The organism is Isoptericola variabilis, from assembly GCF_050311655.1.
Taxonomy (GTDB): Bacteria; Actinomycetota; Actinomycetes; order Actinomycetales; family Cellulomonadaceae; genus Isoptericola; species Isoptericola variabilis.
This window is the reverse complement of sequence record NZ_JBNOZM010000005.1, coordinates 99,644-113,454: the sequence shown is the minus strand read 5'-3', so window position 1 is coordinate 113,454 and position 13,811 is coordinate 99,644. Positions and strand designations below refer to the sequence as shown.

General features: G+C 74.3%; 12 protein-coding genes. 4 read left to right on the top strand and 8 right to left on the bottom strand.

The features are described from left to right. Nucleotides 1-62: 62 nt before the first annotated feature. From fdhD to ACQP60_RS12685, 4 genes are all read left to right on the top strand, one after another. Complete coding sequence (gene fdhD, locus ACQP60_RS12700; RefSeq protein WP_429733020.1) at nt 63-974, top strand: formate dehydrogenase accessory sulfurtransferase FdhD; 912 nt, start codon at nt 63-65, stop codon at nt 972-974. Then, nucleotides 971-3,301: an FdhF/YdeP family oxidoreductase gene (locus ACQP60_RS12695; RefSeq protein WP_429733018.1), complete on the top strand. Its 2,331-nt coding sequence runs from the start codon at nt 971-973 to the stop codon at nt 3,299-3,301. The genes fdhD and ACQP60_RS12695 overlap by 4 nt, the downstream gene beginning before the upstream one ends. Nucleotides 3,302-3,411: 110 nt before the next feature. After that, complete coding sequence (locus ACQP60_RS12690; protein ID WP_429733015.1) at nt 3,412-3,915, top strand: MarR family winged helix-turn-helix transcriptional regulator; 504 nt, start codon at nt 3,412-3,414, stop codon at nt 3,913-3,915. A 31-nt stretch (nt 3,916-3,946) separates the two neighbouring features. Further along, nucleotides 3,947-5,200, top strand: a complete 1,254-nt coding sequence (locus ACQP60_RS12685) for an MFS transporter (protein WP_429733012.1) — start codon at nt 3,947-3,949, stop codon at nt 5,198-5,200. On the opposite strand, the gene ACQP60_RS12680 is transcribed toward ACQP60_RS12685, so the two are convergent. The 8 genes from ACQP60_RS12680 to ACQP60_RS12645 form a co-directional block, all read right to left on the bottom strand. Continuing rightward, nucleotides 5,197-5,994, bottom strand: coding sequence for a serine hydrolase (locus ACQP60_RS12680; protein WP_429733009.1), 798 nt, complete (start codon nt 5,992-5,994; stop codon nt 5,197-5,199). The two genes, ACQP60_RS12685 and ACQP60_RS12680, sit on opposite strands and share 4 nt — an antisense overlap. Further along, nucleotides 5,994-6,770, bottom strand: coding sequence for a type 1 glutamine amidotransferase (locus ACQP60_RS12675; RefSeq protein WP_429733006.1), 777 nt, complete (start codon nt 6,768-6,770; stop codon nt 5,994-5,996). Before ACQP60_RS12675 ends, ACQP60_RS12680 begins: the two co-directional genes overlap by 1 nt. Before the next feature lie 2 nt (nt 6,771-6,772). Continuing rightward, a complete protein-coding gene (locus ACQP60_RS12670) occupies nt 6,773-8,089 on the bottom strand; it encodes an ABC transporter ATP-binding protein (protein ID WP_429733003.1) in 1,317 nt (438 codons plus the stop codon). Further along, nucleotides 8,082-9,158, bottom strand: a complete 1,077-nt coding sequence (locus ACQP60_RS12665; protein WP_429733000.1) for an ABC transporter ATP-binding protein — start codon at nt 9,156-9,158, stop codon at nt 8,082-8,084. Before ACQP60_RS12665 ends, ACQP60_RS12670 begins: the two co-directional genes overlap by 8 nt. Nucleotides 9,159-9,162: 4 nt before the next feature. After that, nucleotides 9,163-10,110, bottom strand: coding sequence for an ABC transporter permease (locus tag ACQP60_RS12660; protein WP_429732997.1), 948 nt, complete (start codon nt 10,108-10,110; stop codon nt 9,163-9,165). Next, nucleotides 10,103-11,107: an ABC transporter permease gene (locus ACQP60_RS12655; RefSeq protein WP_429732994.1), complete on the bottom strand. Its 1,005-nt coding sequence runs from the start codon at nt 11,105-11,107 to the stop codon at nt 10,103-10,105. Before ACQP60_RS12655 ends, ACQP60_RS12660 begins: the two co-directional genes overlap by 8 nt. A 94-nt stretch (nt 11,108-11,201) precedes the next feature. After that, nucleotides 11,202-12,863, bottom strand: coding sequence for a peptide ABC transporter substrate-binding protein (locus ACQP60_RS12650; protein ID WP_429732991.1), 1,662 nt, complete (start codon nt 12,861-12,863; stop codon nt 11,202-11,204). 296 nt (nt 12,864-13,159) lie between these two features. Next, the gene (locus ACQP60_RS12645) at nt 13,160-13,750 is read right to left on the bottom strand and encodes an alpha/beta fold hydrolase (protein ID WP_429732988.1); all 591 of its coding nucleotides are present in this window, start codon (nt 13,748-13,750) and stop codon (nt 13,160-13,162) included. Nucleotides 13,751-13,811: the final 61 nt, after the last annotated feature.

The following is a 13,811-nucleotide window of genomic DNA, read 5'->3' as shown; positions in this document are numbered from 1 at the left end:
CCCAGGCCCCCGGCCACGGGCTGCCGTTGTGCCGGGCGCGGGGGTCTGCTAGGCCTGCGGGTATGACCCGCGTCACCGTCCGACGCCGCGTCAGGCGCGTCACCATCGGCGGCCGCACCGCGCGCCGCGAGGACCTGCTCGCCGGCGAGGAGCCGCTGGAGATCCGCGTGGGCGGCCGCTCGTACGCGGTGACGATGCGCACCCCCGGGCACGACGTCGAGCTCGCGACCGGCTTCCTCGTCTCGGAGGGCGTCGTGACCGACGGCGGGCAGGTCGCCGGGGCGCGCTACTGCGCGCCCGGGCCGACGGCCCCGGGCGAAAACCTCTACAACGTGCTCGACGTCGCCCTGGCCGCGGGCGTGCGCCCGCCGGACCCGGCGCTCGCCCGGGAGTTCTTCACCTCCAGCGCCTGCGGCCTCTGCGGCAAGGCGTCGGTCGACGCCGTCTTCACGCGCAGCGCGTTCGACGTCGCGGGCGACCCGGTCCGCGTCGACGCCGCGTTGCTGGCCGCCCTGCCCGACCGGCTGCGCGCCGCGCAGGACGTCTTCGCCCGCACGGGCGGCCTGCACGCCGCAGGGCTGTTCGACGCCGCGACGGGCGAGGCCCTGGTGGTGCGCGAGGACGTCGGCCGCCACAACGCTGTCGACAAGGTGGTCGGCTGGGCCGCCGCGGCGGGCCTGCTGCCGCTGCGCGGCACGGTGCTCGTCGTGTCCGGGCGGGCCAGCTTCGAGCTCACGCAGAAGGCCGTCATGGCGGGCGTGCCCGTGCTCGCCGCCGTCTCCGCGCCGTCGTCCCTCGCCGCGGAGCTCGCCGACGCGGCGGGGCTCACGCTCGTCGGCTTCGTGCGCGCCCCGACGCTCGTCGTCTACGCCGGGGACCACCGCGTCGTCGAGCACGACGACGCCGGGCACGACGAGGGGCACGACGACACGCACGGCGACGCGCACGGGCACCGGAGAGGGGACGCCGCATGACCACGCAGCAGCCGGACGACGTCCGGGACGAGGGCGAGCCGCGGGAGCCGCAGCCGCAGGAGGTCCGCTCGCCGAAGGACTGGGCGGCCGGCGTGCCCGGCATCGTGCACGCGCTGGTCCCGGCGCTGCGCGACCTGGGACCGACGCGCACCGGCCGCCTGCTGCTGTCGATGAACCACCGCGACGGCTTCGACTGCATGAGCTGCGCCTGGCCGGACCCGGACCGGCGCAAGCCCGCGGAGTTCTGCGAGAACGGCGCCAAGGCCGTGACGTGGGAGGCGACGCCGCTCGTCGTCGAGCCGTCGTTCTGGGCCGAGCACCCGGTCTCGGACCTCGGCACCCGGACCGAGCACTGGCTGGGGCAGCAGGGGCGGCTCGTCGAGCCCGTGCACAAGGCGGCCGGGTCCGACCACTACGTCCCCGTCTCCTGGGACGAGGCGTTCGCGATCGTCGCCGACCGGCTGAACGCCCTCGACTCCCCCGACCAGGCGTCGTTCTACACGAGCGGGCGCACGTCGAACGAGGCCGCGTTCGTCTACCAGCTGTTCGTGCGCGCCTTCGGGACCAACAACCTGCCCGACTGCTCCAACATGTGCCACGAGTCCACCGGCGCCGCCCTCGGCGAGACGATCGGCGTCGGGAAGGCGACGATCACCTACGACGACTTCGCGCTGGCCGACCTGATCGTGATCATGGGCCAGAACCCCGGCACCAACCACCCCCGCATGCTCACCGCGCTGGAGGAGGCCAAGCGGAACGGGGCGAGCATCGTCGCCGTGAACCCGCTGCCCGAGGCCGGGCTGAAGCGCTACAAGAACCCGCAGACCGTGCGCGGGCTGGCGGGCCGGGGCACGGGGCTCGCCGACCAGTTCCTGCAGATCCGCCTCGGCGGCGACATGGCGCTGCTGCAGGCGGTGTCGAAGCGGGTGCTCGACGCCGAGGCGGCCGCGCCCGGCACGGTGCTGGACCACGAGTTCCTCGCGGCGCACACGTCCGGCCTCGAGGCGCTGACCGCGCACCTGGCGGACCTCGACGAGGACGCCGTCCTCGCCGCGACCGGCCTGGAGAGCGCCGAGATCGACGAGCTCGCCGACCGCTACGTGCGCGCCGAGCGCGTCATCGTCACGTGGGCGATGGGCCTGACGCAGCACGCCAAGGCCGTGCCCACGATCAAGGAGATCGTCAACCTGCTGCTCCTGCGCGGGAACATCGGCCGGCCCGGCGCGGGCGCCTCCCCGATCCGCGGGCACTCCAACGTGCAGGGCGACCGCACGATGGGCATCTGGGAGCAGATGCCGGACAGCTTCCTCGACGCGCTGGACGCCGAGTTCGGCATCGCCTCGCCCCGCACGCACGGCCTGGACGCCGTCGGCACGATCGAGGCGATGGCGGCCGGCCGGGTGAAGGCCCTGGTCGCCCTCGGCGGCAACCTCATCGGTGCGATCTCCGACACGGGCGCGGCGGAGGAGGCGGTGCGCCGCGCCGACCTCACCGTCCAGATCTCGACGAAGCTCAACCGCTCGCACGCCGTCGTCGGGCGGGAGGCGCTCATCCTGCCCACGCTCGGGCGCACGGACATCGACCGGCAGGCGTCGGGCGAGCAGATGGTCTCCGTCGAGGACACCGTCTGCGCGGTGCACGCGTCGCACGGCAAGGTCGAGCCCGTGGCGCCGGGCCTGCTGTCCGAGGTCTCGATCGTCACGCGGCTGGCGCGCGCCGTGCTCGGCGCACGCCCCGGCGGCCAGGACTCGGCGGACCGCCCGGTGGACTGGGCCGCGATGGAGCGCGACTACGACGTGATCCGCGACCACATCGCGCGCGTCGTGCCGGGCTGCGAGGACTACAACGCGAAGCTGCGGCGGCCGAACGGCTTCCGCCTGCCGCACGGCCCGCGGGACTCGCGCACCTTCCCCACCGACGACGGTCGCGCCCACCTCACCGTCAACGAGCTCGCGCCCGTCGAGTGCCCGCCCGGCCGCCTGCTGCTGCAGACGATCCGCTCGCACGACCAGTTCAACACCACGATCTACCGTCGCGACGACCGCTACCGCGGCATCAAGGGCGGGCGCTCCGTGGTGCTCGTCCACCCCGACGACCTCGCGGAGCTCGGGATCGCGGACGGCACCACCGTCGACGTGCACGGCGAATACCACGACGGCGTCGACCGCGTGCTGCGCGGGCAGCGCGTCGTCGCCTACCCCACGGCCCGCGGGTGCGCCGCCGCCTACTTCCCCGAGGCGAACGTCCTCGTGCCGCTCGGCGCGACGGCGGAGACCAGCCGCACGCCCGTCTCCAAGGCCGTCGTCGTGCGGCTCGAGCCCGCTTGACGCCACGCTCGATCGCACCCGGGAGGGACCGGGCTCGTCGGTGCGAGCCCCGCCGCACGTCACAGTCGTCAAGATTCTTGACGTCGAGAGACCGGGAGTAGTCTCGGCGCATGGATGTGGAGGCACGCTCCGACGAGGTCGACCGGATCGTCGACGCGTGGCGTCGCGAGCGCCCGGACCTGGACGTCGAGCCGCTCACGGTGTTCTCGCGCGTCAGCCGCCTGGCGCGGCACCTGGACCGCGCGCGGCGCGGCGCGTTCGCCCGGCACGACCTGGAGACCTGGGAGTTCGACGTGCTGTCCGCGCTGCGGCGCGCCGGCGAGCCGTACCGCCTGTCCCCCGGCATCCTCGTCGCGCAGACGCTCGTCACGAGCGGCACCATGACCAACCGCATCGACCGGCTCGAGGAGCGCGGGCTGGTGGAGCGGCACCGCGCGCCGTCCGACCGCCGCGGCGTGCTGGTGCAGCTCACGGCCGCGGGCCGGCAGCGGGTCGACGCGGCGATGAGCGACCTGCTCGACGTCGAGGCCCGCGTGCTCGACGCCCTGCCCGCCGCCGTGCGCCCGCAGCTCGCGGCGCTGCTGCGCACCGTCGTCGCGCAGTTCGACGACTGATCGACCTCGCCGCCTCGGAGATGCCCGCCGCGTGACGTCCTACCCCTCCCCCTCCGCCCGTGACGACGGCGCCCGCGCCGGCCTGCTGCTGGCGGCGCTGCTGCTCGTCGCGCTGAACCTGCGCGCCCCGATCACGTCGCTGCCGCCGGTGGTCGACGACGTCGCCGCCGCCCTCCAGCTCAGCCCCGCGGGCGCGGGGCTCCTTACGTCCGTGCCGGTGCTGTGCTTCGCGCTGTGCACGCCGTTGGCGTCGGTGCTGGTGGCCCGCGCGGGCCCGGAGCTCGCGCTCGGCGGCGCGCTGGCGGGGATCCTCGCGGGCACCCTGCTGCGCTCGGCGGGCTCGGTGCCGGCGGCGCTCGCCGGCAGCGCGGTGATCGGCGTCGCGATCACGATCGGCAACGTCGCGGTGCCGGTGGTCATCACCCGCGACTTCCGCCGTCGGGCCGCCGCGGTCACGGGCGCGTACAGCGCGACGATGAACCTCGGGTCCACGTTCACCACGATGCTCACCGTGCCGCTCGCGACGGCGTTCGGCTGGCAGTGGGCGCTGGCGGGCTGGGGCGTGCTCGCCGTCGTCGCGCTCGCGGCCTGGGTGCCGGCCGGGCGGCGGCTCGCCGCCCGGGGCCGGGCCACGGCGCCGCGCACCGCCGACGGCGCCCGCGTCCGCCCGCCGTCGGCCCGGGCGGAGCTCGACGCGCTCGACCCGCGGGCACGGTCCGCCGTCCGCCGCCTCGTGGTGCTGCTGTCGGTGGCGTTCGCGGGGCAGGCGTTCGGCTACTACGCGGTGACGGCGTGGCTGCCCGAGATCCTGCACGACCGGCTCGGCATGAGCGCCGCCGGCGCGGGCAGCGCGGCGGCACCGTTCCAGCTGTGCGCGGTGCTGGGGTCGTTCCTCGTGCCGGCGGCGTTCTCGCGCGGCCTGTCGGCGCGCGCGGTCGCGGCGAGCATGGCGGCGATGTGGATCTCCCTGCCCCTGGGGCTGCTGCTGGCGCCCGGGCTCTGGTGGCTGTGGGTGGGCCTGTCCGGCGCCGCGCAGGGCGGCAACTTCACCGTGATCTTCACGCTGGTCGCGCAGCGCAGCCCGGGCGTCGCGGTGGCGCGGCGGTCCTCGGCGGTGGTGCAGACGGCAGGCTACGGGTGCGCGGTCCTCGCCCCGACCGTGATGGGCGCCGTGCACACGGCGTCCCACGGGTGGACGGCGCCGCTCGCCCTGGTCGCCGTCGTGCTCGCCACGATGGCCGCGGCGATGTGGGTCGCGTCGGCGCGCCCCCGACCGGTCGGCTAGGGCACCCCGGCCAGCGTGACCGCGAGGGAGCCCAGCGCCCGCAGCGCCTCCTCGGCGTGCGCCTCGTCGTAGCCGCGGGTGCACACCGCGACGACGAGCGCCTCCGGCCCCGGCGTGCCGACGAACGCGACGTCGTGCCGGATGCCGTCCACCCAGCCCGACTTGGAGCCGAACGGCACGCCCTCGGGCACGGAGGCCGTGAGCTGCCGGTCGGTCTGCCGCGCGAGCAGGTCGATCATCCAGAGCGTGCGCTCCGGCCCGGCGACCTGCCCCGTCACGACGGCGGACATCAGCGCCGCCAGGTCGGCCGGCGTCGTGCGGTGCGAGTCGCCGCGGGCCTCGGCGGCCAGGTCGCTGTACTTGCGCCCGACGACGCTCCCCGCGGCGCCGACGTCGGCCAGGGCACGGTTGCACGCGTCGAGGCCGACGAGGTCGATCACCATGTTGGTGGCCTCGTTGGACGACACGACGATCATCCGCTCGACCACCAGCCCCACCGGCATGAAGGTGCCCGGCGGCGGCATGCCCGGGTCGAGGTCGTCGGGCTCGATGCGGTAGTCGGGCTCGCCCGGCACCTGGGAGCGGAACGTGTCAGTGCTGGCCACCTCCTCGTCGAGGGTCAGCTCCCCGGCGTCCAGCGCGCGGGCGGCCGCGACCAGCACGGCGAGCTTGACCGTCGACGCCGCGTAGAACGGGGCGTCCGCGTCGCGCTCGGCGAGCACCTCGCCGCCCGCCCGCCGCACCTGGTACGCGACGACGGGGACGCCGTCCGAGTGCGTGCCCGTGCTCACCATCAGCGCACCGCCCCCGAGGTGCGGTGGGCGTGGACGACGGCGGCGAACGCGGCCGCGAGCGCGCGGGCCTGCTTCTCGTTCTCGGGCGCCCGCTCGAGGGCGGCGGCCAGCAGCTCGTCACGGTCGAAGCCCAGCGCGGCGAGCTCGTCCGCGTCCCACGTGCCGATGCGCTCCGGCGCCGCCTCCGGGTGGAACTGCAGCCCCCACGCGACGTCGCCCACGCGAAACGCCTGGACGCCGCACGCGTCGCTCGTCGCGAGGTGCACGGCCTGCGGCGGCAGCCCCGTGATCGAGTCGACGTGGCTCTCGACCATGCGGATCTCACCGTTCTCGGCGAGGTCACCGAGCGGGCCGAGCAGGGCGTCGTCGGCCGCGTCGTCGAGCAGGCGCACGGGGCACAGGCCCTTCTCCGTCTCGCCCGACCGGCCCGTCACCGCGCCGCCCGTGACGTGCGCGAGCACCTGCCCGCCCAGGCAGATGCCCAGCACCGGCACGCCGGCGCCCAGCGCCTCGGCGACGAGCGCGCGCTCGTGCGGCAGCCACGGCGCGCGCTCGTCCTCGTCGGGCAGCAGGCCGCCGCCCAGCAGCACCAGGCCGGCCACCCCGTCGGGCGCCGCGGGTCCCCCCTCCGCGAGCGAGCGGACCTGGTCCACCAGGTCCGCGCCCTGCACGACGACGGCGGTCGCGCCGTCCGCCTCCAGCCAGCCGGGCAGGCGGCCCGGGCCGCTGTGCGGGGAGTTCTGGACCAGGACGACGGTCGGTCGGCGGTCGGTCACGGTCAGCGCTCCCTGCTCTCGAGGACGGAGTGGTCGGGGACGGTCTCGGGCACGGGGGCGTCGCCCCCGGGTCCATGGTCGTCGGGGTCGTGCTCAGTGTCCGGTGCGGCGTCGTGCTCGGCGTCGTGGTCGGCGGGGACGGCCGGGCGGCCCGCCGACGCGGCCGAGCCCGCCGTCGGGTGCCCGCCGAACGCGGCGGCCTCCCGGGCGAAGTGGCACGCGGCGGCGTGCGGCCCGGTCGCCGCGTCCCGGCGAGGTCCGGCGTCCCCCACGCCGTCGGGCCGGCCGAGCGGCACGAGCACCGGGTCCTCGGTGCGGCAGCGCGCGGGCACGTCGTCCGGGCCGTCACCACTGACGCCCTCCTCGGCGGCGAGCCGCCGGGCGAGCCAGCAGCGCGTGTGGAACCGGCAGCCGGACGGCGGGTCGGCGGGCGACGGCGGGTCGCCCTCGAGCATCAGCTCGTCGTCGCGCCGGGCGGTGGGGTCGGGCACCGGCACCGCGGACAGCAGCGCCTGGGTGTACGGGTGGTGGGCGTCGTCGTACACCGAGGGCCGGTCGCCCTCCTCGACGACGCGACCCAGATACATCACCGCGACCTCGTCGGCGATGTGCTGCACCACGGCGAGGTCGTGCGCGATGAACAGGTACGCCAGGCCCAGCTCGTCCTGCAGGTCCTCCAGGAGGTTGATGACCTGGCCCTGCACGGACACGTCGAGGGCGGAGACGGGCTCGTCGCACACCAGCACGCGCGGCTTGACCGCGAGCGCCCGGGCGATCCCGACGCGCTGCCGCTGCCCGCCGGAGAACTGGTGCGGGTACCGGTGGGCGTGGTCGGGGTCGAGGCCGACCAGCTCGAGCAGCTCGGCCACGGCGCGTCGGCGGCCCCCGGCGGGGACGGCGTCGGGGTGGATGCGGAACGGCTCGGCGACGATCTCCCCCACCGACATGCGCGGGTTGAGCGACGTGTACGGGTCCTGGAACACCATCTGCACGTTGCGACGCAGCTCGCGGCGGGCGGCGCGCGACATCGTCGAGACGTCCTCGCCGTCCACGAGCACCTGTCCGCGCGTCGGCTTCTCGATGCCGACCAGCACGCGCGCGAGCGTGGACTTCCCGGAGCCGGACTCGCCCACGAGGCCGAGGGTCCGTCCGCGGCGCAGCGCCAGCGAGACGCCGTCCACGGCCTGCACCTGGCCCACCGTGCGCTTGAGGACGACGCCCTGGCGCACGGGGTACGACTTGGCCAGGTCGCGCACCTCGAGGACGACGTCGTCGGACGCCGTGGCGGCGGCAGCCGGGCTGGTGACGGTCTCAGGCACGGGCGCCTCCCAGCAGCTCGGCGGCGAAGTGGCAGGCCGACGACCGCCCGGGGGCGACGTCGTCGAGCGCGGGCTCGTCGGTGCGGCACAGGTCGCGGGCCATGTCGCAGCGCGGGTGGAACGAGCAGCCCGACGGCGCGTGCCCGGGAGCGGGCGGCCGGCCGGGCACGACGGGCAGCCGGCCTCCTGCGTGGTCCCCTGCGGCACGCGTGTCCACGGCATCCAGCCGCGGCACGGAGCGCAGCAGGGCGCGCGTGTAGGGGTGCGCGGGCTTGGCGTACAGGTCGCGCACGGGCGCGTGCTCCACGGCACGACCGGCGTACATCACGGTGACGTCGTCGGCGACGCCCGCGACGACGCCGAGGTCGTGGGTGATGAGCACGAGCCCCATCTGCCGCTCCGCCTGGATCTCGGCGAGCAGCCGCAGCACCTGCGCCTGGACGGTGACGTCGAGTGCCGTCGTCGGCTCGTCGGCGATGAGCACGTCCGGGTCGAGGGCCAGCGCGGACGCGATCATCACGCGCTGCCGCATGCCGCCGGAGAACTGGTGCGGGTACTCGTCCACCCGCTGCGCCGCGTTCGGCACCTTCACGAGGTCGAGCAGCTCGACGGCGCGCCGTCGGGCCTCCCGCCGCGACGTCCCGGTGCGCGCCCGCAGGGACTCGGTGAGCTGGTAGCCCACGGTGTGCACGGGGTTGAGCGCGGCGAGCGCGTCCTGGAAGACCATCGCGACGTGCGTGCCGCAGTGCCGGCGGTGCTCGGTGGGCGACAGCGCGAGCAGGTCGGTGCCGCGGTAGCGCGCGGTGCCCCGCACGACGCGCGCCGTCGGGGGCAGCAGACCCATCACGGCCAGCGAGCTCACCGACTTGCCGCAGCCGGACTCGCCCACCAGGGCCAGGGTGCGGCCCGCCTCCACGCGGTAGCCCAGGCCGTCGACGGCGCGCACCGCGCCGTCGTCGGACCGGAACTCGACCGCCAGGTCCTCCACCTCGAGCAGGACGTCGCCGGCGGCCCGCTCGGCACCGTGCGGCTCCGTGGAGCCGGCCGGGGGGATCAGGGTCTCGGTCACGGGATCACCGGAGCCTCGGGTCGAGGGCGTCGCGCAGGGCGTCGCCGAGGGCGACGAGCGCCAGGACGGTGAGGACCAGGCACCCGAGCGGGTACAGGAGCAGGTACGCGTAGCCGCCGGTCACCCAGTCCGCGCCGTTCGTGATCATGATGCCCCAGCTGATCGCGGGCGGCCGGACGCCGATGCCGAGGAACGCGAGCACCGCCTCCGTGCTGATCACGCCCGCGATGGCCGTCGGCACGAGCGCCGTGACCGGGCCGATCGCGTTGGGCAGCACGTGCCGCACCATGACGCGCAGGTCGGAGGCGCCCAGGGCGCGGGCCGCGGTCACGTAGTCGAGGTTCTTGGCCTCGAGAGTGGCCGCGCGCACGTACCGCGCGTACGCCATCCAGCCGAACATGGTGAGCACCACCGCCGGCAGCAGGATGACGTCGAACGTGCCGCCGCCCACGCTCACCTTGCGGAACAGCGTGAGGAGCAGCAGCGCGGCGAGCAGCAGCGGGATCACGAGGAACACCTCGATGGTGCGGGACACCACCGAGTCCACCCACCCGAGGTAGTAGCCGGCCAGCAGGCCCAGCGTGACGCCGATGAGGAGGGACGCGCCCACCACCACGAACGCGAGCGTCAGCGACGGGCGGGCACCGTGCACCAGCTGGGCGAGCAGGTCGCACCCGTGCACGTCGGTGCCGAGCGGGTGCTCGCCGCCGAACCCCTGCGGGCGGATCTTCGAGTCCCCGATGAGGCAGCTCTGCGGGTCGGTGCTGGTGAACAGGCGCGGGAAGGCCGCCATCACGGCGAAGAAGACCACGACGACGGCCGCGGCGATCACGTCGGGCCGGCGGCGCAGCCGGCGCCACGCGTCGCCGCCGAGCGACCGCGACGCGTCGACCGCGGGCGCGTCCGGGGTGGTGCTGGCCGACGTGGGTGCGGGGGCGGTGCGATCAGGCATAGCGGATCCTCGGGTCCAGGGCGGCGTAGGCGATGTCGACGACCAGCATCACGACCACCGTCACCGCGGCGAGGATGGTCACGATGCCGAGGATGAGCGCGACGTCCGCGGCGCGGACCGCCTCCCAGAGCACGCCGCCCATGCCGTAGATGTTCATCATCCCCTCGGTGACGACGGCGCCCGCGAGCGCCTCGGTGAACGTCAGGCCAACGGCGGTGACGACGGGGACCGCGGAGTTGCGGATCACGTGGTGCGTCACGACGTGCCGCTCGTTCAGCCCGCGGGAGCGCGCGGTGCGCACGTGGTCGCCCGCGTACGACTCGAGCTGGCTCGCCCGCACGAGGCGGATGAACGCCGCCGACCCGGCCAGGCCCAGCAGGATGCCGGGCACGAGGAGCGTCGCCCACGGGTGGTCGTCGTCGAACGACGGTCTGAACCACAGGGCGGGCAGGCTGTTCGCGCCGAAGGTGTCCTTCGCCCAGCCGCTCAGCGGCACCGCGAACACGTACCGGTACACGAGCAGCAGCACGAAGATCGGGAACGCGTCGATGAGCACCGACGTCAGCCGGATGCCGTGGTCCGCGGACCGGTCGCGGCGGCGCGCCGCCATCGTGCCGAGGCCCATGCCGAGCAGGAACCACACGATCGTCACGAAAAGGAACAGCTTGAGCGTGTTCGGGGCGGCGGTCGCGACGATGTCCGTGACCTCGCGCCCGCGCAGGTTGGTGCCGAAGTCGCCCTGCGCGTACTGCCCGAGCCGCTCCACGAACGGGCCCAGGCACGGGTTGCCGGGCTGGTCGTAGCAGGGGTCGTCGAGGCCGAACCGCGCCTCGACGGCGGCGAGCTGCTGGTCGGTGGGCACCTTGTCGCCGAAGAACGCCAGGGCGGGGTTGCCGTTGAGCTGGATCGCGAACGTCGTGAGCAGGTGCAGCACGAACATCACGAGCAGCAGGGTGGCCACCCCCAGGAGGGAGCGGCGCAGGATGTAGCGGCCCATTCACGGAACTTTCTGGTGGTGCGGGGACGGTCGTCGGTCGGGCCCGCCCGGACCCTTGGTGTGGTCCGGACGGACTCGACCGACGACGCGGTGGTCAGCCGTTCGTGACCTCGAGGAGGCGCAGCTTGGGCTCACCGCTGAACGGGTCGAGCACGACGTTCGACACGTTCTCGCTGTAGTAGTCGGTGTTCTGCGCGACGAAGAGCGGGATCGTCGGGAAGTCGGCGGCGAGGATCTTCTCCGCCTCCTGGTACTGGGTGACCGCCTCGTCGAGGGTCGCGGCCTCGTCGCCGGCCTTGATCGCCGCCTCGAAGTCCGCGTTGTAGTACCCGAACTCCACGTTGCCGTCCTTCGCGTCGCCGCCGCCGTACACGGGGGCGAGGTAGTTCTCGTTGAGCGGGTAGTCCGGGAACCAGTTGGCGCGGAAGGCGCCCGAGAAGTCGCGGGCGGCGCGCCGGGCGAAGTAGTCCGGGGTCGCGTCCAGCTCGTACGGGATGCCGAGCGTCTCCTGGATCGAGTCGCCGACCGCCTTGAACAGCTCCTGCTCGGTGGCGTCCTGGCCGAGGTGGATGGTCAGCTTCTCGCCGTCGGGCCAGCCGCCCGCCTTCTCCAGCGCCGCCTTGGCGGCGTCCGGGTCGAAGGTGCACCACTCGCACGTGCCGCCGGTGCCGCCGGGCACGACGTCCGGCACCACCCAGGAGTCCGCGGGCACCCGCTGACCCGGCAGGAGGGCGTCGATGATGCCCTGCCGGTCGACCGCGAGCGAGATCGCCTTGCGAAACTCGACGTCCTTCCACGGGCCGTCCTTGTACAGCGGGAAGGCCATGTACGTCAGCGCGGCGCCCGGGCCCTCGACGTACCGCTCCTGCAGGTCGGGGTCGTTCGCGGCCACCTGCTGCTCCGCGGGCGGGGGCACCGCGAAGTCGAGGTTGCCGGCCTGGAAGTCCGGCCAGTTGTCCTCGCCGGTGTACTCGGTCCACTCGATGGCGCCGTACCCCGGCGTCTCCTCGAGCGTGTAGTCCTCCCACCGCTTGGCGGTGAGGTTCACGCCCTGGTCCCACTTCTCGACCTGGAACGGGCCGTTGCCGATCGGCTGCACGGCGCAGGCCTCGATGTCGTCGAGGCACTCCTGCGCGATCGGGAAGAACCCGGTGTAGCCGAGCATCGTCCCGAACCCGGCGAACGGGCCCGTGAGGGTCACCTCGAGCGTCTGCGGGTCGACGACCTTCAGGCCCGACAGCGTGTCGGCCTCGGGCTCCTTGGTGACGTTCCCGTCGTCGTCGGTCTCGCCCTGCATCTCGTCGTAGCCGGCGATCCGCTCGAAGAAGTAGTTGTTCGCCATGGCGTTGGGGCCGTAGGCGGCGTAGTTCCACGCCCGGGCGAACGCGTCGGCGTCCACCGGCTCACCGTTCTGGAACGTCAGGTCGGGCTTGATCTTGATGGTCCAGACCGTGTTGTCGTCGGTCTCGACGCTCTCGGCGACGTAGTTGTACGGCTCCGTGGTCTTCGGGTCGTACCGGACCAGGCCGTCGTACACGACGTCGAGCACGGAGATGTTGTCCCCGACGTTCGAGTCCATCGGCAGCAGCGTCTCGACGTCCTGCGAGAGCGACAGGTGCAGCGTCGCGTCCGGGTCGCTGCCACCGCCTCCCCCGCCGTCGGTGCCGTCGTCGTCCCCGCCGCCACCACCTGAACAGCTCGCCAGCACCAGCGCCACCGCTGTCGCCGTGGCCGCCACCGCAGCCCTTCGCCCCATCGTCACCGGCTTCTCCCCACGTCGTGGTCGCTCAAGGCGCCGTTGCCATGCCGTGTTCACGTCGTCGTGCACGTCGCCGCCGACCGCGCGCACGGGCCCGCGACGGCGTTGCCGTGGAACATATCGCCATCATGGCCCGCCGTGGTGAAAATCACTGTTAAGGATGGGTAACGATCGACCGCGTGTCGCGCCCGACGTCGGCCCGGCTCGCCACCGCGGTAGCGCGGTTCACGGCGGCAGTTCCGGTTCGCGGCGGCAAATCGATCTGCCGCCGCGAACACGAACTGCCGCGCCGATCAGTTGCGAGCGGCGGCCACGGCGGCAGCCAGGTCGACGACGGCGGCTGTCACGTCGTCGAGCGCCCGCGCCGTGCGGGCCGGGTCGCCGTCGATCTCCAGGGAGTGGTCGCCGCCGTCCACCTCGAGCACCCGCGCCCCGGACGCCGCGGCCAGCGCGCCGTCCCAGAGTCCGTCGGCGGTGCCGCCCACCAGGAGCGCAGGGACACGCGCAGCACCCAGCCCAGCGGCGGCGTCCCGCACCTCGGGCGCCCGGTCGGTCGTGAGCAGCGGCGTCAGCCACGCCCCGGCCAGCCCCAGCTCGACGGCGACGGGCAGCGCCAGCGTGCCGAGCGACTTCGCCAGCACCAGATGCACCGCACCAGGGGCAGCGGCGACCCCGTCACGCACCACGTCGGCGTACACCCGCCGCGCGCCGTCGAAGTCCGGTCGCCCGCCCCACACCACGGTCCGCACCGTCCAGCCGGCGGCCCGCAGCGCGGCCGCGGGCCGCGCCAGCACCGGCCCCTCCGCCGTGTACCCCACGCCGGGCAGCACGGTCAGCACCCGCCCGGCCTCGCCGTCGTCCACCACCACGCGATGACTCGTCACGGCCCGAGCCTGTCACGCCCCGACCCACCACCACCATGAGCTGACTGGCACGGTCGTGCAC